Here is a 16,655-nt window from a genome sequence, read left to right as displayed (position 1 = left end):
ATCCCAAACATTAATCGGGGAATCCTCGCCGCGATTGATGAATCCGCACCGCGGGCTTTCATGCGCGGTCCGCCTGCTTTCGGCGCCGAAGAACGCATTAGCCCGCCATTCTACCTTATAATTTGTCGTTTAAACGCTGAAAAACGGGTGGAAACACACCTATATCAGCCTGCGAGATCGACGGCATTAGCAAGCATTTATCAGCTATAGCAAGCCGTTAACCAAATTTCATTATTCGCACAACCATCTTTGCTCGCGGCCTGATCCGCGCTACAAGCCATGTCCCTGACTCTCTCAGACGTAAAACGGATTGCCAACCTGGCCCAGCTCGACATGGACGAAGCCCATGCCGAGATCGCCCTGAATGAACTGAACGGCATCTTCGCCCTGGCGGAGCAGATGCAGGCCGTCGACACCACCGGCGTCGAGCCGCTGTCGCAGCCGCTGGCGGCCGTGCTCGCCCTGCCGCTGCGCTTGCGCGAGGACGTGGTGACCGAGGAAAACCGCCGCGCCGACTACCAGGCGCCGGCGCCGAAAACCCAGGACGGCCTTTACCTGGTCCCGAAAGTCATCGAATAAACTGGGCATCGAATAACCTGCTGCGCGTTGCATTTTCGGTTTGCGATGCTCGCTACGGTTCTTCAAGCCCATTTGGGGAGTAAAATTATGCACAACAAAACCATCAAAGAACTGTCGACGCTCCTGCATTCGAAACAGATCTCGGCGACCGAGCTGACCCGCCACTACCTGGACCGCATCGCCGCGAGCCAGCACAACGCCTTCCTGCACGTCGACGCCGAGCTGTCGCTGGCCCAGGCCCAGGCCGCCGACGCGCGCTTCGCCGAAGGTTCGGCCGGCCCGCTGACCGGCATCCCGATCGCGCACAAGGACATCTTCGTCACCAAAGGCTGGCGCTCGACCGCCGCTTCGAAGATGCTGGGTAACTACGTCAGCCCGTTCGATGCGACCGTGGTCACGAAGTTTCTGGATGCCGGCATGGTCACGCTGGGCAAGCTGAACTGCGACGAGTTCGCGATGGGCTCGGCCAACGAGAACTCGAGCTTCGGCGCGGTCCAGAATCCCTGGGATACCCTGGCGGTGCCGGGCGGCTCCTCGGGCGGCTCGGCCGCCGCGATCGCCGCGCGCCTGGCGCCGGCCGCGACCGGCACCGACACCGGCGGCTCGATCCGCCAGCCGGCCGCCTTCTGCGGCATCACCGGCATCAAGCCGACCTACGGCCGCGTGTCGCGCTTCGGCATGATCGCCTTCGCCTCCTCGCTCGACCAGGGCGGCCCGATGGCGCGCACCGCCGAGGACTGCGCCCTGCTGTTGAACGAGATGGTGGGCTTCGACGAGCGCGACTCGACCAGCCTCACCGCCGAACAGGGCAATGCGCGCGAGGACTTTACCCGCCAGTTGAACCAGCCCTTGAATGGACTGCGGATCGGCGTACCGAAAGAGTACTTCGGCGAAGGCCTGGCCGCGGACGTCGAGCAGGCCGTGCGCGCCGCGCTGGACCAGTTCGTCAAGCTGGGCGCGACCCTGGTCGAGATCTCGCTGCCGAAGACCTCGCTGTCGATCCCGGTCTACTACATCATTGCCCCCGCGGAGGCATCGAGCAACCTGTCGCGCTTCGACGGCGTCCGCTACGGCTACCGCACGCAGGAGTACAAGGACCTGCAGGACATGTACAAGAAAACGCGTGCGGAAGGCTTCGGCAAGGAAGTCCAGCGCCGCATCATGGTCGGCACCTACGTGCTGTGCCACGGCTACTACGACGCCTACTACGTGCAGGCGCAGAAGATCCGCCGCCTGATCGCCGACGACTTCCAGGCCGCGTTCAAGGACAAGTGCGACGTCATCATGGGCCCGGTGGCCCCGACCGTGGCCTGGGACCTGGGCGCCAAATCGGACGACCCGGTCGCCAATTACCTGGCCGACATCTTCACCCTGTCGACCAGCCTGGCGGGCCTGCCCGGCATGTCGATCCCGGTCGGTTTCGGCCAGGGCGAGAAAAACGCCAAGCGTCCGGTCGGCCTGCAAATCATCGGTAACTATTTCAGCGAAGCCAGGCTGCTGAACATCGCGCACCAGTACCAGCAAGCCACCGACTGGCACACCCGCACACCCGACGGCGTCTAAGGAGAACAGAACATGCAATGGGAAGTCGTCATCGGTCTTGAGAACCACGTCCAGCTCACGACCAATTCGAAAATCTTCAGCGGCAGCTCGATCCAGTTCGGCGCCGAGCCGAACACCCAGGCCAGCCCGGTCGACCTGGCGCTGCCGGGCGTGCTGCCGGTGCTGAACCGCGGCGCGGTCGAACGCGCGATCCGCTTCGGCCTGGCGGTCGGCGCGAAGATCGCGCCGCGCTCCGTGTTCGCGCGCAAGAACTACTTCTACCCCGACCTGCCGAAGGGCTACCAGATCAGCCAGTTCGAAGATCCGGTGGTCCAGGGCGGCACCCTCACCTTCGCCTACGAGAAGGACGGCAAGATGGTCACCAGCACCATCAACCTGACCCGCGCCCACCTGGAAGAGGATGCCGGCAAATCGCTGCACGAGGATTACCATGGCATGAGCGGCATCGACCTGAACCGCGCCGGCACGCCGCTGCTCGAGATCGTCTCCGAGCCGGAGATGCGCAGCGCGAATGAGGCGGTGGCCTACGCCAAGGCCCTGCACTCGCTGGTGATGTGGCTGGGCGTCTGCGACGGCAACATGCAGGAAGGCTCCTTCCGCTGCGACGTCAACGTCTCGGTGCGCCCGGTCGGCCAGAAGGAATTCGGCACCCGCTGCGAGATCAAGAACCTGAACTCCTTCCGCTTCATGGAAGAGGCGATCCACTACGAAGTGCGGCGCCAGATCGAGCTGATCGAAGACGGCGGCAAGGTGATCCAGGCGACCCGCCTGTGGGACCCGGACAAGAAAGAAACCCGCTCGATGCGCACCAAGGAAGACGCGCAGGATTACCGCTACTTCCCGGACCCGGACCTGCCGCCCTTGACGATCTCGCAGGACTGGATCGAGCGCATCAAGGCCGACATGCCGGAACTGCCGGGCGCGATGCGCGACCGCTTCACCAGCGACTACGGCCTGCCGGAGTACGACGCCCTGATCCTGACCGGCTCGCAGGGCATGGCCACCTACTATGAAGCCGTGGTGGCCAAGGCCGGCAAGGAAAACGCCAAGGCCGCCGCCAACTGGCTGATGGGCGACGTGTCCTCGGCCCTGAACCGCGAAGGCGTCGACATCATCGACTCGCCGGTCGAGGCCTCGCAACTGGCCCTGCTGCTCAAGCGCATCGCCGACGGCACGATTTCGAACAACGCCGGCAAGAAGGTGTTCAGCCTGATGTGGGAAGCCAAATCGGGCGACGAGCACCTGGCCGACGCCATCATCGAGCGCGAAGGCCTGAAGCAGATCTCGGACACCGGCGCGATCGAAGCGATCGTGGACGAGGTCCTGGCCAACAATGCGAAATCGGTCGAGCAGTACCGCGCCGGCAAGGAAGCGGCGATCAACGCCCTGATCGGCCAGTGCATGAAGGCCTCGAAGGGCAAGGCCAATCCGGCCCAGGTGACGGAGCTGCTGAAGAAGAAACTGGCGGCCTGAAGCCGAATGCCGCCAACAAAAAACCGGGGCTTGTCCCCGGTTTTTTCATGCCGGCCGCGGCCGGATCACGCCACCCCGTACTGCGCGCGATACGCCGCCACCGCATCCTTGTGCTGCGCCATCGAAGGATCGGCCGACAGGTAGGCGAACAGGTCGGACAGGTTGGCGATCGAGATCACCGGAATGCCGTAGTTCTGGCTGACTTCCTGCACCGCCGACAGCGGCGACAGCACGCCGTCCTTGCCGCCGCGTTCCATGCGGTCCAGCGCGATCAGCACCGCGGCCGGCTCGGCGCCGGCGGCGCGGATCATCTGCACCGATTCGCGCACCGAGGTGCCGGCCGAGATCACGTCGTCGATGATCACGACCTTGCCCTTGAGCTGGGCGCCGACAATGGTGCCGCCCTCGCCGTGGTCCTTGGCTTCCTTGCGGTTGTAGGCGAAGGAGGTGTCGCGGCCCTTCGCCGCCAGCGCCACCGCGGTGGCGGACGCCAGCGTGATGCCCTTGTAGGCCGGGCCGAACAGCATGTCGAATTCAATGCCCGAATCGAGCAGGGTCTGGGCGTAGAACTGGGCCAGCTTGCCCAGCGTGGCGCCGTCGTGGAACAGGCCGGCGTTGAAGAAATACGGCGACTGGCGGCCGGCCTTGGTGAGGAACTGGCCGAACTTCAACACTTCGGCTTCGACGGAAAACGCAATGAACTGCTGGCGCAGATTGTCCACGGAACTACCCCTGATCTGGTCTGTAAAGCCGCTATTCTAACCGCCGGTTGCCGCCAGCTGCACCACCGGGGCGGGATTGACGGGCTTGACCAGGTGCCGGTCGATGAGGAACATGTTGATATAGGTCAAAACGCGTTACACTCTTATCCTTCGAAATTCGTCCTGCCCCTTCCTTTCATCCATGCCAAGAATTATCTCCGCGAACCTGAACGGTATCCGCTCCGCCCACAAAAAAGGCTTCTTCAACTGGCTGGCGACCCAGAACGCCGACTTCATCTGCGTGCAGGAGCTGAAAGCCCAGCAGGCCGACATGACCGAGGAGTTCCTCGCGCCGCACGGCTACCACGGCCATTTTCACTACGCCGAAAAGAAGGGCTACTCCGGCACCGGCGTGTACAGCCGCAGCAAGCCGGACGCGGTCCGGACCGGCTTCGGCTGCGTCGAGTTCGACAATGAAGGCCGCTACACCCGCTGCGACGTCGGCGCCCTGACCGTGATCTCGGTCTACTGCCCTTCCGGCTCGTCCTCGCCGGAGCGCCAGGAAGCCAAGTTCCGCTTCATGGACGTGTTCCTGCCGCACCTGCAGGAACTGAAGGCCGAGGGACGTGAAGTCGTCATCTGCGGCGACTGGAACATCGCGCACAAGGAAATCGACCTCAAGAACTGGAAAAGCAACCAGAAGAACTCCGGCTTCCTGCCGGAGGAGCGCGCGTGGATGACCCGTCTGTTCGACGAACTGGGCCTGGTGGACGTGCACCGCGCGGTGGCGCCGGAAGCCGCCGATTACACCTGGTGGAGCAACCGCGGCCAGGCCTATGCGAAGAACGTGGGCTGGCGCATCGACTACCACGTCGCCACCCCGGGCATCGCCGCCAGGGCGCATGCCGTCTCGATCTACAAGGACGAGCGCTTCTCGGACCACGCGCCCCTGATCATCGACTACGCACTGTAAGGCCAGTCCAGCTCGCGCTCGCTGGCGAAGCTGCGCGCTTCGCCGGTGAGCGGATCGTCGAAGGCGATCCGGCGCGCCAGCAGCTGCAGCGGCGCCGAGAAATCGTCGCCCTTGCAGGGCAGCGCCACCGGATAAAAGGCATCGTTCAGGATCGGCGCGCCCAGCGAGGCCATGTGCAGGCGCAGCTGGTGCTTGCGGCCGGTGTGCGGATGCAGGCGGTAGCGCGCCAGGCCGCCGCGGCGCTCGATCAGCTCGACCAGGGTTTCCGAATTCGGCTCGCCCTGCTCTTCCTTCATGACGAAGAACTTTTCGCCGTCGACCATCCGGCTGCGGTAGGTGAACGGAAAATCCCGGCCGGACAGCAGCGGCGCCAGCGCCTCGTAGGTCTTGGTTATAACCCGCTTCTGGAACATCGACTGGTAGGTGCCGCGGGTTTTGATGTTGTGCGAGAAGATCACCACGCCGGCCGTCTCGCGGTCGAGGCGGTGGATCGGCGTCAGGTGCGGCAATTCGAGCCTGCGCTTCAGGCGCACCAGCAGCGTCTCGCGCAGGAAGCGCCCGGTCGGGATCATCGGCAGGAAGTGCGGCTTGTCGACCACCAGCAGGTGCTCGTCCCGGAACAGGATCCGCTCCTCGAAGGGAATCGGCGTTTCTTCTTCCAGCTCCCGGTAGTACCAGATGCGCATGCCCTGGCGCACGGGGCTGCCGGCCTGCATGCGCTCGCCTTTGGCGTCGACCACGTCGCCGCGCGCCAGCCGCTCGCTCCAGGGCGGGCCGCCGACGTCCGGGAAACGCTCTTCGAGAAAGGCCAGCATGCCGCCCGGCCGGGTTTCCGTGATCCACAGATAGCTGGGCGCGACGCCGTCGCGCACCGGCAGCGGCACATGGGCATTGGCTTCGGCCTGGTGGCCTTTCCTAACGAAGCGCGACATTACTGCGATACGGCGGCAGGCGGTCCACCGAGGTGCCTTTGGTGCGCGCGTACAGGGGCAGCAGCACGTTCATGTGGTCCTGGATCTGCTGGATGCGGTTGGCGCCGCCCGGGTGGGTGGACAGCAGGTCGATCGGCGCGCCGCTCTGGTTCAGGGCCGCCATCTTGTTCCACAGGGCGATGCCGGCGCGCGGATCGTAGCCGGCGCGGGCCGCGATATCCAGGCCGACCAGGTCGGCTTCGCGCTCTTCGTCGCGCGAGAACTTCAGCACGTACAGCTGGCCCGCCGTGTTGGCCAGGCCGCGCACGTCGTAGCCCGACCAGGCTGAAAACAGGGCGCCGAGCGCGGACGAGGCCAGGCCCGTGGTGGTCGCCTTGGCCTGGCGGTCGCGCCCGTGCTCGCGCAGGGCGTGGGCGATCTCGTGTCCCATCACGGCGGCGATCTCGTCGTCCGTGAGCTTGAGCTTGTCGATGATGCCGGTAAAGAAGGCGATGCGGCCGCCCGGCATGCAGAAGGCGTTCACCTGGTCCGATTTCAGCAGGTTGACCTGCCATTTCCACTGCTGGGCATCCTGGTTCCAGCGGGTGGTATGCGGGATGATGCGCTCGGCGATGGCGCGCAGGCGCTTGACCTGCGGATCGCCGGCCGGCACCAGCGCCCCCTGCTCCTGCGCCTTGCTCATCAGCGCCGTGTATTGCTGGGCGGCCTGCTGGTCCATCGCACCTTCCGGCGCCAGCAGGTCGCGCAGGGCGCCGCCTTTCAGCGGCTTGACGGCGATCCCGTCCTGCACCACCTGGCCGCGCTGTCCACGGTCCTGCGCCGGCGCAACCTGCACAATGCCGCACAAGGCCAGTACGGCCACTGCCTGCTTCAACTTTTTCATGGTCGTCTCCATTGCACAATGGCTGTCAATACGGCGCATCATACCCAAGCATACAGAAGCGCACCGTTAAGTGACGACCATATCTTTCTTGCGCAGGCGAAACACCGCCAGGCTGCCGCGCAGGTTCGGCAGGAAGGACACCACCCGGCCCTCGGCCAGCGCCACGTAATCCAGCACTTCGAGGCCGCATTTCTCGGCCAGATCCTTGAAGTCGTGGATCGTCGCGTAGCGCACGTTGGGCGTGTCGAACCATTGGTAGGGCAGCGAACGCGAGACCGGCATGCGGCCCCGGATCAGCGACATGCGGTGCGGCCAGTAGGCGAAGTTGGGGAAGGACACGATGGCTTCGCGGCCGACCCGCACGATGTCGCGCAGGCGCGCCTCCACGTGCTGCATCATCTGCAGCGAGGACAGGCACAGCACCACGTCGAAGGCGTTGTCGCCGAACAGGTCCAGGCCCTGCTCCATATCGTGCTGGATCACGCTGATGCCGCGCTGTGTGCTTTCCAGCACCTTGTCGTCGGCGATCTCGACGCCATAGCCGGTGCAGCCGCGGCTGCGTTCCAGGTAGCGCAGCATGGCGCCGTCGCCGCAACCCACGTCCAGCACGTGCGAGCCTTCCCGCACCCAGTGGGCGATGAAGGCCAGGTCGGGGCGCAGCGTGCTCAGGTCTTCGAACTTCATGCGGCCTCCTTCCAGATGCGCTCGTAGTAGGCGCGCACGATATTCATGTACTTCGGGTCCTCCAGCAGGAAGGCGTCGTGCCCGTGCGGGGCGTCGATCTCGGCATAGGTGACCTTGCGGCGGTTGGCCAGCAGCGCCTCGACGATCTCGCGGCTGCGCTCGGGCGCGAAGCGCCAGTCGGTGGTGAACGAGGCGATCAGGTACTGGGCCCGGGTATTCTCCAGCGCCTTGGGCAGGCTGCCGCCATGCTCGCGCGCCGGATCGAAGTAATCGAGCGCCTTGGTGATGAGCAGGTAGGTATTGGCGTCGAAGTATTCCGAGAACTTGTCGCCCTGGTAGCGCAGGTAGGACTCGATCTCGAAGTCGACGCCGAAGCCGAATTTGTAGTCGTCGCTCTCGGCCGCGTTGCGCAGCTTGCGGCCGAACTTCTCCGCCATGTCGTCATCCGACAGGTAGGTGATGTGGCCGACCATGCGCGCCACTTTCAGGCCGTTCTTCGGCACCACGCCGTGCTCGTAGAAGTCGCCGCCGCGGTAGTCCGGGTCGGTCAGGATGGCCTGCCGCGCGACGTCGTTGAAGGCGATGTTCTGGGCCGAGAGTTTCGGCGTCGAGGCGATCACGATGCAGTGGCGCAGGCGCTCGGGGAACATGATGCTCCAGGCCAGCGCCTGCATGCCGCCCAGCGAGCCGCCCATCACGGCGGCGAACTGTTCGATGCCGAGACGGTCGGCCAGGCGCGCCTGGGCCGCAACCCAGTCTTCCACCGTCACCACGGGAAAGGCCGCGCCGTAGGGCTTGCCGGTGGCGGGATTCGTGTGCATCGGCCCGGTCGAGCCGAAGCAGGAGCCGAGATTGTTGACGCCGATGACGAAGAAGCGGTCGGTGTCGACCGGCTTGCCGGGACCGACCATGTTGTCCCACCAGCCGGCGCTCTTGGCTTCGCCTTCGTAATGGCCGGCGACGTGGTGCGAGGCGTTCAGCGCGTGGCAGATCAGCACCGCGTTCGACTTGTCGGCGTTCAGGGTGCCATAGGTTTCATACATCAGCGTGTAGTCGCCGATGGTGGCGCCGCTTTGCAGGCGCAGCGGCTCGGCGAAATGCATCGCCTGCGGTGAGACTATTCCAATCGATCCCATGAGCTTCTTGTTTTACAGGGTTTGCAGCTGCTCGACGGCTTCGGCGATTGCCGCCGGTTCCATCGCGCGCAGGATACGGCGGGTGCGCGGCGTCAGGGTGGCCAGGTCGCTGTTCAGGATTTCCTGCTTGACCGCCAGCAGCTGGGCCGGATGCATCGAGAATTCGCGCAGGCCCATGCCCAGCAGCAGGCGGGTCAGCTTGGTGTCGCCCGCCATCTCGCCGCACACGGCGACGTCGATGCCCGCCTTGCGGCCGGCGTCGATCGTCATCGCGATCAGGTTCAGCACCGCCGGGTGGAGCGGATTGTACAGGTGCGCCACCTCGTAGTCGACGCGGTCGATCGCCAGCGTGTACTGGATCAGGTCGTTCGTGCCGATCGACAGGAAATCCATGCGCTTGACGAACATCGGCAGCGCCAGCGCGGCGGCCGGGATCTCGATCATGGCGCCGACCTCGATGCCGTCATCGAACTTGATGTTCTGTTCGCGCAGCTGCTGCTTGGCCTGCTCGATCATGCCGAGCGACTGGTCGATCTCGAAGGCATGCGCCAGCATCGGGATCAGGATCCGCACCTTGCCGAAGGCGGAGGCACGCAGGATCGCGCGCAGCTGGGTCAGGAACAGCTGCGGCTCGGCCAGGCAGTAGCGGATCGCGCGCAGGCCCAGGGCCGGGTTCAGCGCGGTATGCTCGGTGGGATCGAGCGGCTTGTCGGCGCCGACGTCCAGCGTGCGGATCGTGACCGGGCGGCCCTTCATCGCCAGCACCGCCTTGCGGTACTGCTCGAACTGCTCGTCCTCGCCGGGCATCCGGACACCATGCGCGCCGCGGCCCATGAACAGGAATTCGGAGCGGAACAGGCCGACGCCGACCGCGCCCGCGTCCAGCGCCGGCGCGCAATCGTCCGGCAGCTCGATATTGGCCAGCAGCGTGATCGGGGTGCCGTCCTTCGTGACCGCCGGGGTCTTCTTCAGCTTCAGCAGGCGCTTGCGGGCTTTCATCAACGAAGCCTGGCGGGCGCGGTACTGGTCCATCACCAGCGCGCTCGGATTGCAGATCACGACGCCGGCGTCGCCGTCGACGATCACCCAGTCGTCCTGCTCGATCAGGCGCGAAGCCTGGCTCATGCCGACCGCCGCCGGGATGTCCAGGCTGCGCGCGACGATCGCGGTGTGCGAGTTCTGGCCGCCGACGTCGGTGACGAAGCCGACGAAGGAGCGGTCGCGGAAGGCCAGCATGTCGGCCGGCGAGATGTCGTGGGCGACCACGATCATCTGCGGCTGGAACTCGTCCTCGCCGGCGACGCGCACGGGTGGCGCCGCCAGCGCGGTGCCCATCAGGACCTTCAGCACGCGCTCGGCGACCTGCTGGATGTCCTGCTTGCGTTCGCGGAGGTACTCGTCCTCGATCTCGTCGAACTGCGCCGACAGCTCGTCGATCTGGGTCACCAGCGCCCACTCGGCGTTGTAGTGGCGGCTGCGGATGATGTCGAGCGGCGCTTCCGAGATCATCGGGTCCGACAGGATCAGCACGTGCACGTCGATGAAGGCGCCCAGCTCGGTCGGGGCATCCTTCGGCAGCTCGTTCCACAACTCCTGCAGGCTGCGGTGCACCTCGGCGATCGCGTGCTGCAGGCGCCTGACCTCGGCCTCGACCTGCTCTTCCGCCACCAGGTAGTGCTTGACGTCGAGCGCGGCCGGCGTGAGCAGGTGCGCGCGCCCGATCGAGATCCCGCGCGAGACCGGAATGCCATGCAGTGTGAACGATGCCATCGATGGTCCTTGGAACCGGCCGCCTCGGGAGTCCGGCATTACTCGCCTTCGCCGAACTTGTCGTTGATGAGGCCCGCGAGGGCCGCGATGCATTCCTGTTCGTCCGGGCCGTCGGCTTCGAGCGTCACCTTGGCGCCCTTGCCGGCGGCCAGCATCATCACGCCCATGATGGACTTGGCGTTGATGCGGCGCGCGTTGCGGGTCAGCCAGACGTCGCTCTTGTATTTCGCCGCCAGCTGGGTGAATTTGGCGGAAGCGCGGGCATGCAGGCCCAGCTTGTTGATGATCTCAAGTTCCTGTTGAATCATGTTCTCGTTGTAGTCTCGTTCATTAAACTCAAGTATCAACTCAAGTACCGACGCGGATCCGGTTGTCGACCCGGACCGCGCCGTTCTGGGCGCCGGCCAGGGCCATCTCGACCACCACGTCGAGGGTGTCACGCCGATAGGTGATGGCGCGCAGCAGCATCGGCAGGCTGATGCCGGCGATGATTTCCACATGGCCGGCATCGTGCAGCGAATTGCAGCAGTTGGACGGCGTGCCGCCCTTGATGTCGGTGATGACCAGCACGCCGTCGCCGTCGTCCAGGCGCCGGATCGCTTCCGTCGCAAGGCGGTTGACCTCGCTCGTGTCCTGGTCCGCGGTCACGTCGATCGCCTCGAAGCGCTCGGTCGGGCCGCGAAACACGTGCGCGACCGCCGCGATGAATGCCTGGCCCAGCGGTGCGTGGGTCATCAGAAGAATGCCTACCATGTCCTTTCCTGTCGCCTGCTCATGTGCGGGTCAAGTATTCGAAGCGCGGCGCTCGACTGCGTCGATGAACATCGCAGGCACGTCGAAGCCGGTCTGGTCGGTGATCTCCTGGAAGCAGGTCGGGCTGGTGACATTCACCTCGGTCAGGAAATCGCCGATCACATCCAATCCTACCAGCAACAGGCCACGCTCGGCCAGTTTGGGGCCGAGGGCTTCCGCGATCTCGCGCTCGCGCGCGGAAATCGGCTGGGCCACGCCGACGCCGCCGGCCGCCAGGTTGCCGCGCACTTCGCCGCCCTGCGGGATGCGCGCCAGTACGAAGGGCACCGGCTTGCCGTCGATGACCAGCACCCGCTTGTCGCCCTTGACGATGGCCGGGATGTATTTCTGGGCCATGATGGTGCGCGCGCCGTTGTCGGTCAGGGTCTCGATGATCGAGCCGAGGTTCAGGCCGTCGTCCTTGACGCGGAAGATGCCGGCGCCGCCCATGCCGTCGAGCGGCTTGAAGATCACGTCGTCGTGCTCGGCGTGGAAGGCGCGCAGGCGCGTCGCCGAGGAGGACACCAGGGTCGGCGAGGTGAACTCGCTGAACTGGGCGATGGTCAGCTTTTCGTTGTGGTCGCGGATTGCCGAAGGCTTGTTGAACACGCGCGCGCCCTGGCGCTCGGCCAGCTCCAGCAGGTAGGTGCCGTACACGTATTCCATGTCGAAGGGCGGATCCTTGCGCTGGATGACGGCGTCGAACTCGGACAGGCGCACGGTGCTGGCCTCGCCCGCGATGTACCACTCGTCCGGATCGCCGGTCAGCGTGATCTCGACCACGTCGGCAGTCACCACGCCCTGCTCCAGCACCATGTGGCGCTGTTCGAAGGCGTAGATCTGGTGGCCGCGGCGCGCCGCCTCCCGCATCATCGCGAAAGTCGAGTCCTTGTAGATCTTGAATCCGGACAGCGGGTCGGCGAGAAAAGCGATTTTCATGTTGGTTCCAGTCGGGACAATGCATCGATTTTAGCCGGAAACGCGGATTCTCGCGGAAAGCCGGCCAGAAGCGCCGGCCTCGCCTGCTCGGCCGATTCCTATTGGCAAAAAAGCATTTATTCGGGCTGCATTTGCGGGCTCTCAAGCGTGCGCGCAGGGGGCTTGCGGATCATGGTCGGCCTAGGAGGTAAACGATGAGCAACCAGGCCGAGCAGGAACGCATCAACGATGTGTATCGCCAGTGGCAAGGCGGCGCCGCATCGGCGCGCCCGGCCTGGCATCGGCCGGACATCGTGCGCCAGGAAGCGGCCCGTGCGCGCGTGCTGTCCAGCCTGCTGGCGCGCACCGTCGGGCGCGACCTGTCGGCCGTGCGCGTGCTCGACGTCGGCTGCGGCCACGGCGATTTCCTGCGCCGGCTGATCGACTGGGGCGCCACGCCTTCCTGCCTGGCCGGCGCCGAGCTTCAGCCGGAACGCCTCGAGTACGCGCGCCTGCACACGGCGGCCGGCGTTCGCTGGCACCTGGGCCGGCTCGAGCCCTTTCCCGACAACAGCATGGACCTGGTCAGCGCCCACGCCGTGTTCTCGACGCTCCCCGACGAAGACGCGCGGCGCGCACTGGCCGCGGACATGTGGCGGGTCCTGAAGCCGGGCGGCTGGACGATGATCTTCGATTCCCGCTACGGCAGCGGGCGCAACACCGGCATGCGCAAGGTCACCGATGTCGAACTGCTGCGCTTCTGGCCGGCCGAGCAGCGGCATTACCGCACCCTGATACTGGCGCCGCCGCTGGGCCGGGCAATGTCGCGCCTGCCCTGGCTGCTGCCGGAAGTGCTGGGAGCGCTGGTGCCGCTATTGCGCTCCCATTTCATCTACATGGCGCGGAAAGATCAGTAGATCTCCGGATCCGGATCCGTGCGCTCCATCTCCAGCGAAGCCGCCAGCAACGCCAGCCGCGCCACCACGCCGTAGACGTAGAAGCGGTTCGGCGCCGCCGTGCCCGGCTTGGCCTTCAGGTCCGGCACCGCATGCTGCTGAGAAAACGCCAGCGGCACGTACTGCGAGCCCGGCGCATTCAGGTTCTGGTCGATGCCGCGTTCGGCGTGGACGCGGTAGAAACCGCCCACCACGTAGCGGTCGATCATGTACACGACCGGCTCGGCCACCGCGTCGTTGATCGATTCGAAGGTCGGCACGCCTTCCTGGATCAGCACGTCGGTGACGGTGACGCCATCCTTGATGACCGACATCTTGTTGCGCTGCTTGCGGTTCAGGTCCTTGACCTCGGATGCATCCTTGACGGTCATGATGCCCATGCCGTACGTGCCGGCGTCCGGCTTGACGATGACGAAGGGCTTCTGGTCCTTCATCCCGTATTCCTTGTACTTCTTCTTGATCTTCGACAGCAGGGCCGAGACGTTGTCGGCCAGGCACTCCATGCCCACGTCTTCCTGGAAGTTCACCTCGCCGCACTTGTTGTGCAGCGGGTTCACCAGCCAGGGGTCGATGTCGATCAGCTTGCCGAACTTCTTCGCGACTTCGTCGAAGGCCTTGAAGTGGTTGCTCTTGCGGCGTATCGCCCAACCGGCGTGCAGCGGCGGCAGCAGCGACTGTTCGTGGATGTTTTCGAGAATGCTCGGGATGCCGGCCGACAGATCGTTGTTCAGCAGGATCGTGCAGGGGTCGAAGTCGGCCAGGCCGACGCGGCGGCCGTTGGGCGAGCGCACCAGGGGCTCGACCACCAGCATGTTGCCGTCGGGCAGGGCCAACGGGGTCGGCTGGGTCACTTCCGGCGACAGCGAACCGAGGCGCACGTGCAGGCCGGTCTGGCGGAAGATCTGCATCAGGCGCTGCACGTTCTGCAGGTAGAACGGGTTGCGCGTATGGGATTCCGGAATCAGCAGCAGGTTGCGCGCGTCCGGGCAATACTTGTCGATCGCCGCCATCGCCGCCTGCACGGTCAGCGGCAGCATCTCGGTCGAGAGGTTGTTGAAGCCGCCAGGGAACAGGTTGGTATCCACCGGCGCCAGCTTGTAGCCGGCGTTACGCAAATCCACCGAGCAATAAAACGGCGGCGTATGCTCCTGCCACTCGAGGCGGAACCAGCGCTCGATGGCGGGGGTGGCTTCGAGGATCTTCTTTTCCAGGTCCAGCAGGGGACCGTTGAGGGCTGTGGCAAGGTGGGGAACCATGGTGACGTCCTTGGGGCTTCTTAGCGATGTGGGAAATGCAATATAGGGGCATTGTCCTGTTTTTAAAGAGACATCCTATCCGAAAAGCAAAAAAGCGCCCCGGAGGGCGCTTTTGGCGGCACAGGCGGCGATCAGGAATGATAAGCCGATTCGCCGTGGCTGGTGATGTCCAGGCCTTCGCGTTCCTGCTCTTCCGGCACGCGCAGCCCGATCACGATATCGACCAGTTTATACGCGATCAGCGAGACCACGGCCGACCACAGGATGGTGGTGCCGACGGCTTCGAGCTGGATCAGCACCTGGCTGGCGATCGAGTACGGATCGGCCGACATCTTGTTGGTGGTGTAGTCGAAGATGCCCTGCCCGCCCAGCTGCGGCGCGGCGAACACGCCGGTCAGCAGCGCGCCCATGATGCCGCCCACGCCGTGCACGCCGAACACGTCCAGCGAGTCGTCGGCGCCGATCAGGCGCTTCAGGCCGTTCACGCCCCACAGGCAGACCACGCCGGCCAGCAGGCCGATGATCAGGCCGCCCATCGGACCGACGAAACCGCAGGCCGGGGTGATGGCGACCAGGCCGGCCACCGCGCCCGAGGCGCCGCCCAGCATCGACGGCTTGCCCTTGGTGATCCACTCGCCGAATACCCACGACACGGTGGCCGCGGCGGTCGCCAGCAGGGTGTTGATGAAGGCCAGCGCGGCGACGTCGCCCGCTTCCAGCGCCGAGCCGGCATTGAAGCCGAACCAGCCCACCCACAGCAGCGAAGCGCCGATCATGGTCATGGTCAGCGAGTGCGGCGCCATGTGTTCGCGGCCGTAGCCGATGCGCTTGCCGATCATGATCGCGCCGACCAGGCCGGCGACGGCGGCATTGATGTGCACCACGGTGCCGCCCGCGAAGTCGAGCGCGCCCTTCTGCCACAGCCAGCCGCCCTTCGCGGTTTCAGTCGCCAGGGTGGCGCTGGTGATCGCGTCCGGACCGGTCCAGAACCAGACCATGTGGGCGATCGGCAGGTAGCCGAAGGTGAACCACAGCGCCACGAAGGCCAGCACCGCGGCGAAGCGGACGCGCTCGGCAAAGGCGCCGACGATCAGGCCGCAGGTGATGGCGGCGAAGGTGCCCTGGAAGGCGACGTAGACGAACTCGGGAATCACCACGCCCTTGCTGAAGGTGGCGGCGGTCGAGAAGCTGGCCTTGACCGGATCCCAGATGCCGTTCAGGAAGAGACGGTCGAAGCCGCCGATGAAGGCATTGTTTTCCGTGAACGCCAGCGAGTAGCCGTAGATGCACCACAGCACGATGATGACGGCGAAGATCATGAAGACCTGCAGCAGCACCGACAGCATGTTCTTCGAGCGCACCAGGCCACCGTAGAACAGGGCCAGGCCCGGGATCGTCATCATGATCACCAGCAGGGTGGCGACGAACATCCAGGCGGTGTCGCCCTTCTGCGGGGTCGGCGCGGCGGCCGGTGCGGCGGCCGCCGCGGCCGGGGTGGCTGCAGCGCTTGCAGCGGCTGCCGGTGCGGCAGGCGCGGCCGCCGGTGCGGAGGCTGCATCGGCGGCGACGGCGGCCGCGGCGGCGGGCTTGGCGGCATCCTGGGCCATGGCCGGCAGCGAACTGCCCAGCGCCATGGCGACGGTGAAGCCTGCGATCAGTTTTGTGATTGTGCGAATCATCGGGTTCTCCTTACAGCGCATCGTTGCCGGTCTCGCCGGTACGGATACGGATGACCTGCTCCAGACTGGAGACGAAAATTTTGCCGTCACCGATCTTGCCGGTGCGGGCTGCGCTTTGGATGGTGTCGATGACCTGGTCGACGATGGCGTCGTCGACCGCCGCCTCGATCTTGGTCTTCGGCAGGAAGTCGACCACATACTCGGCGCCACGGTACAGCTCGGTATGACCTTTCTGGCGGCCGAAACCTTTCACTTCGGTCACCGTAATACCCTGGACATTGATCTCGGAGAGGGCCTCGCGGACCTCGTCGAGCTTGAAAGGTTTGATGATGGCGGTGATCATTTTCATACGATGCCTCT

Annotated in this window: 17 protein-coding genes; 5 read left to right on the top strand and 12 right to left on the bottom strand. The window is 65.2% G+C overall.

Annotated features, from left to right (window positions below; translation table 11 throughout):
* Positions 1–279: 279 nt before the first annotated feature.
* From gatC to gatB, 3 genes are all read left to right on the top strand, one after another.
* Positions 280–579, top strand: coding sequence for an Asp-tRNA(Asn)/Glu-tRNA(Gln) amidotransferase subunit GatC (gatC, locus tag AM586_RS18970; RefSeq protein WP_047827024.1), 300 nt, complete (start codon positions 280–282; stop codon positions 577–579).
* Between the two features lie 87 nt (positions 580–666).
* The gene (gatA, locus tag AM586_RS18965) at positions 667–2,142 is read left to right on the top strand and encodes an Asp-tRNA(Asn)/Glu-tRNA(Gln) amidotransferase subunit GatA (protein WP_047827023.1); all 1,476 of its coding nucleotides are present in this window, start codon (positions 667–669) and stop codon (positions 2,140–2,142) included.
* Positions 2,143–2,154: 12 nt separating this feature from the next.
* Entirely contained in the window at positions 2,155–3,615 is a 1,461-nt protein-coding gene (gene gatB / locus AM586_RS18960; RefSeq protein ID WP_047827022.1) for an Asp-tRNA(Asn)/Glu-tRNA(Gln) amidotransferase subunit GatB, read from the top strand.
* Positions 3,616–3,680: 65 nt separating this feature from the next.
* Here the strand turns inward: gatB and pyrE are convergent, their stop codons facing one another.
* Positions 3,681–4,337 (bottom strand): orotate phosphoribosyltransferase, encoded by a 657-nt coding sequence (gene pyrE, locus AM586_RS18955; RefSeq protein WP_047827021.1) that lies wholly within the window; start codon positions 4,335–4,337, stop codon positions 3,681–3,683.
* 181 nt (positions 4,338–4,518) lie between these two features.
* On the opposite strand from pyrE, the gene AM586_RS18950 reads away from it, so the two are divergent.
* Positions 4,519–5,289: an exodeoxyribonuclease III gene (locus AM586_RS18950; protein WP_047827020.1), complete on the top strand. Its 771-nt coding sequence runs from the start codon at positions 4,519–4,521 to the stop codon at positions 5,287–5,289.
* Here AM586_RS18950 and AM586_RS18945 read toward each other — a convergent pair.
* From AM586_RS18945 to gshB, 8 genes are all read right to left on the bottom strand, one after another.
* Positions 5,277–6,221 carry an RluA family pseudouridine synthase gene (locus AM586_RS18945; protein WP_047827019.1) on the bottom strand — a complete coding sequence of 315 codons (945 nt, stop codon included), beginning with the start codon at positions 6,219–6,221 and terminating at the stop codon, positions 5,277–5,279. The genes AM586_RS18950 and AM586_RS18945 overlap by 13 nt on opposite strands.
* Positions 6,205–7,104, bottom strand: a complete 900-nt coding sequence (locus tag AM586_RS18940) for a M48 family metallopeptidase (protein WP_047827043.1) — start codon at positions 7,102–7,104, stop codon at positions 6,205–6,207. Before AM586_RS18940 ends, AM586_RS18945 begins: the two co-directional genes overlap by 17 nt.
* Before the next feature lie 66 nt (positions 7,105–7,170).
* Positions 7,171–7,788 carry a methionine biosynthesis protein MetW gene (gene metW / locus AM586_RS18935; protein WP_047827018.1) on the bottom strand — a complete coding sequence of 206 codons (618 nt, stop codon included), beginning with the start codon at positions 7,786–7,788 and terminating at the stop codon, positions 7,171–7,173.
* Entirely contained in the window at positions 7,785–8,924 is a 1,140-nt protein-coding gene (locus AM586_RS18930) for a homoserine O-acetyltransferase (RefSeq protein ID WP_082439402.1), read from the bottom strand. The genes metW and AM586_RS18930 overlap by 4 nt, the downstream gene beginning before the upstream one ends.
* A gap of 12 nt (positions 8,925–8,936) precedes the next feature.
* Positions 8,937–10,694 (bottom strand): phosphoenolpyruvate--protein phosphotransferase, encoded by a 1,758-nt coding sequence (gene ptsP, locus AM586_RS18925; protein WP_047827016.1) that lies wholly within the window; start codon positions 10,692–10,694, stop codon positions 8,937–8,939.
* A 38-nt stretch (positions 10,695–10,732) separates the two neighbouring features.
* Positions 10,733–11,002, bottom strand: a complete 270-nt coding sequence (locus AM586_RS18920) for an HPr family phosphocarrier protein (protein ID WP_047827015.1) — start codon at positions 11,000–11,002, stop codon at positions 10,733–10,735.
* A gap of 40 nt (positions 11,003–11,042) precedes the next feature.
* On the bottom strand, positions 11,043–11,447 hold the full coding sequence (locus AM586_RS18915; RefSeq protein WP_047827014.1) for a PTS sugar transporter subunit IIA: 405 nt from the start codon (positions 11,445–11,447) through the stop codon (positions 11,043–11,045).
* A 30-nt stretch (positions 11,448–11,477) separates the two neighbouring features.
* A complete protein-coding gene (gshB, locus tag AM586_RS18910; RefSeq protein WP_047827013.1) occupies positions 11,478–12,425 on the bottom strand; it encodes a glutathione synthase in 948 nt (315 codons plus the stop codon).
* 194 nt (positions 12,426–12,619) lie between these two features.
* Between gshB and AM586_RS18905 the strand changes: the two genes are divergently transcribed.
* A complete protein-coding gene (locus AM586_RS18905; RefSeq protein WP_047827012.1) occupies positions 12,620–13,321 on the top strand; it encodes a class I SAM-dependent methyltransferase in 702 nt (233 codons plus the stop codon).
* Here the strand turns inward: AM586_RS18905 and gshA are convergent.
* From gshA to AM586_RS18890, 3 genes are all read right to left on the bottom strand, one after another.
* Positions 13,315–14,616: a glutamate--cysteine ligase gene (gene gshA, locus AM586_RS18900; protein WP_047827011.1), complete on the bottom strand. Its 1,302-nt coding sequence runs from the start codon at positions 14,614–14,616 to the stop codon at positions 13,315–13,317. The two genes, AM586_RS18905 and gshA, sit on opposite strands and share 7 nt — an antisense overlap.
* A 131-nt stretch (positions 14,617–14,747) precedes the next feature.
* Positions 14,748–16,295 carry an ammonium transporter gene (locus AM586_RS18895; RefSeq protein WP_047827010.1) on the bottom strand — a complete coding sequence of 516 codons (1,548 nt, stop codon included), beginning with the start codon at positions 16,293–16,295 and terminating at the stop codon, positions 14,748–14,750.
* 10 nt (positions 16,296–16,305) lie between these two features.
* Positions 16,306–16,644 (bottom strand): P-II family nitrogen regulator, encoded by a 339-nt coding sequence (locus AM586_RS18890; RefSeq protein WP_047827009.1) that lies wholly within the window; start codon positions 16,642–16,644, stop codon positions 16,306–16,308.
* Between the last annotated feature and the right edge of the window lie 11 nt (positions 16,645–16,655).

This window comes from Massilia sp. WG5, from assembly GCF_001412595.2.
Lineage (GTDB): Bacteria > Pseudomonadota > Gammaproteobacteria > Burkholderiales > Burkholderiaceae_D > Telluria.
The sequence above is the reverse complement of the archived record's forward strand: the minus strand, read 5'-3'. Positions and strand labels throughout refer to the sequence as shown.

Excerpts from the sequence above, each read along its gene's own strand:
- AM586_RS18890 (WP_047827009.1), bottom strand. The coding sequence starts at position 16,644 with ATGAAAATGATCACCGCCATCATCAAACCTTTCAAGCTCGACGAGGTC.
- gatB (WP_047827022.1), top strand. The coding sequence starts at position 2,155 with ATGCAATGGGAAGTCGTCATCGGTCTTGAGAACCACGTCCAGCTCACG.
- gatA (WP_047827023.1), top strand. The coding sequence starts at position 667 with ATGCACAACAAAACCATCAAAGAACTGTCGACGCTCCTGCATTCGAAA.
- ptsP (WP_047827016.1), bottom strand. The coding sequence starts at position 10,694 with ATGGCATCGTTCACACTGCATGGCATTCCGGTCTCGCGCGGGATCTCG.
- AM586_RS18920 (WP_047827015.1), bottom strand. The coding sequence starts at position 11,002 with ATGATTCAACAGGAACTTGAGATCATCAACAAGCTGGGCCTGCATGCC.
- AM586_RS18895 (WP_047827010.1), bottom strand. The coding sequence starts at position 16,295 with ATGATTCGCACAATCACAAAACTGATCGCAGGCTTCACCGTCGCCATG.
- AM586_RS18915 (WP_047827014.1), bottom strand. The coding sequence starts at position 11,447 with ATGGTAGGCATTCTTCTGATGACCCACGCACCGCTGGGCCAGGCATTC.
- AM586_RS18930 (WP_082439402.1), bottom strand. The coding sequence starts at position 8,924 with ATGGGATCGATTGGAATAGTCTCACCGCAGGCGATGCATTTCGCCGAG.
- metW (WP_047827018.1), bottom strand. The coding sequence starts at position 7,788 with ATGAAGTTCGAAGACCTGAGCACGCTGCGCCCCGACCTGGCCTTCATC.
- gshA (WP_047827011.1), bottom strand. The coding sequence starts at position 14,616 with ATGGTTCCCCACCTTGCCACAGCCCTCAACGGTCCCCTGCTGGACCTG.
- AM586_RS18950 (WP_047827020.1), top strand. The coding sequence starts at position 4,519 with ATGCCAAGAATTATCTCCGCGAACCTGAACGGTATCCGCTCCGCCCAC.
- AM586_RS18940 (WP_047827043.1), bottom strand. The coding sequence starts at position 7,104 with ATGAAAAAGTTGAAGCAGGCAGTGGCCGTACTGGCCTTGTGCGGCATT.
- AM586_RS18905 (WP_047827012.1), top strand. The coding sequence starts at position 12,620 with ATGAGCAACCAGGCCGAGCAGGAACGCATCAACGATGTGTATCGCCAG.
- gshB (WP_047827013.1), bottom strand. The coding sequence starts at position 12,425 with ATGAAAATCGCTTTTCTCGCCGACCCGCTGTCCGGATTCAAGATCTAC.
- AM586_RS18945 (WP_047827019.1), bottom strand. The coding sequence starts at position 6,221 with ATGTCGCGCTTCGTTAGGAAAGGCCACCAGGCCGAAGCCAATGCCCAT.
- gatC (WP_047827024.1), top strand. The coding sequence starts at position 280 with ATGTCCCTGACTCTCTCAGACGTAAAACGGATTGCCAACCTGGCCCAG.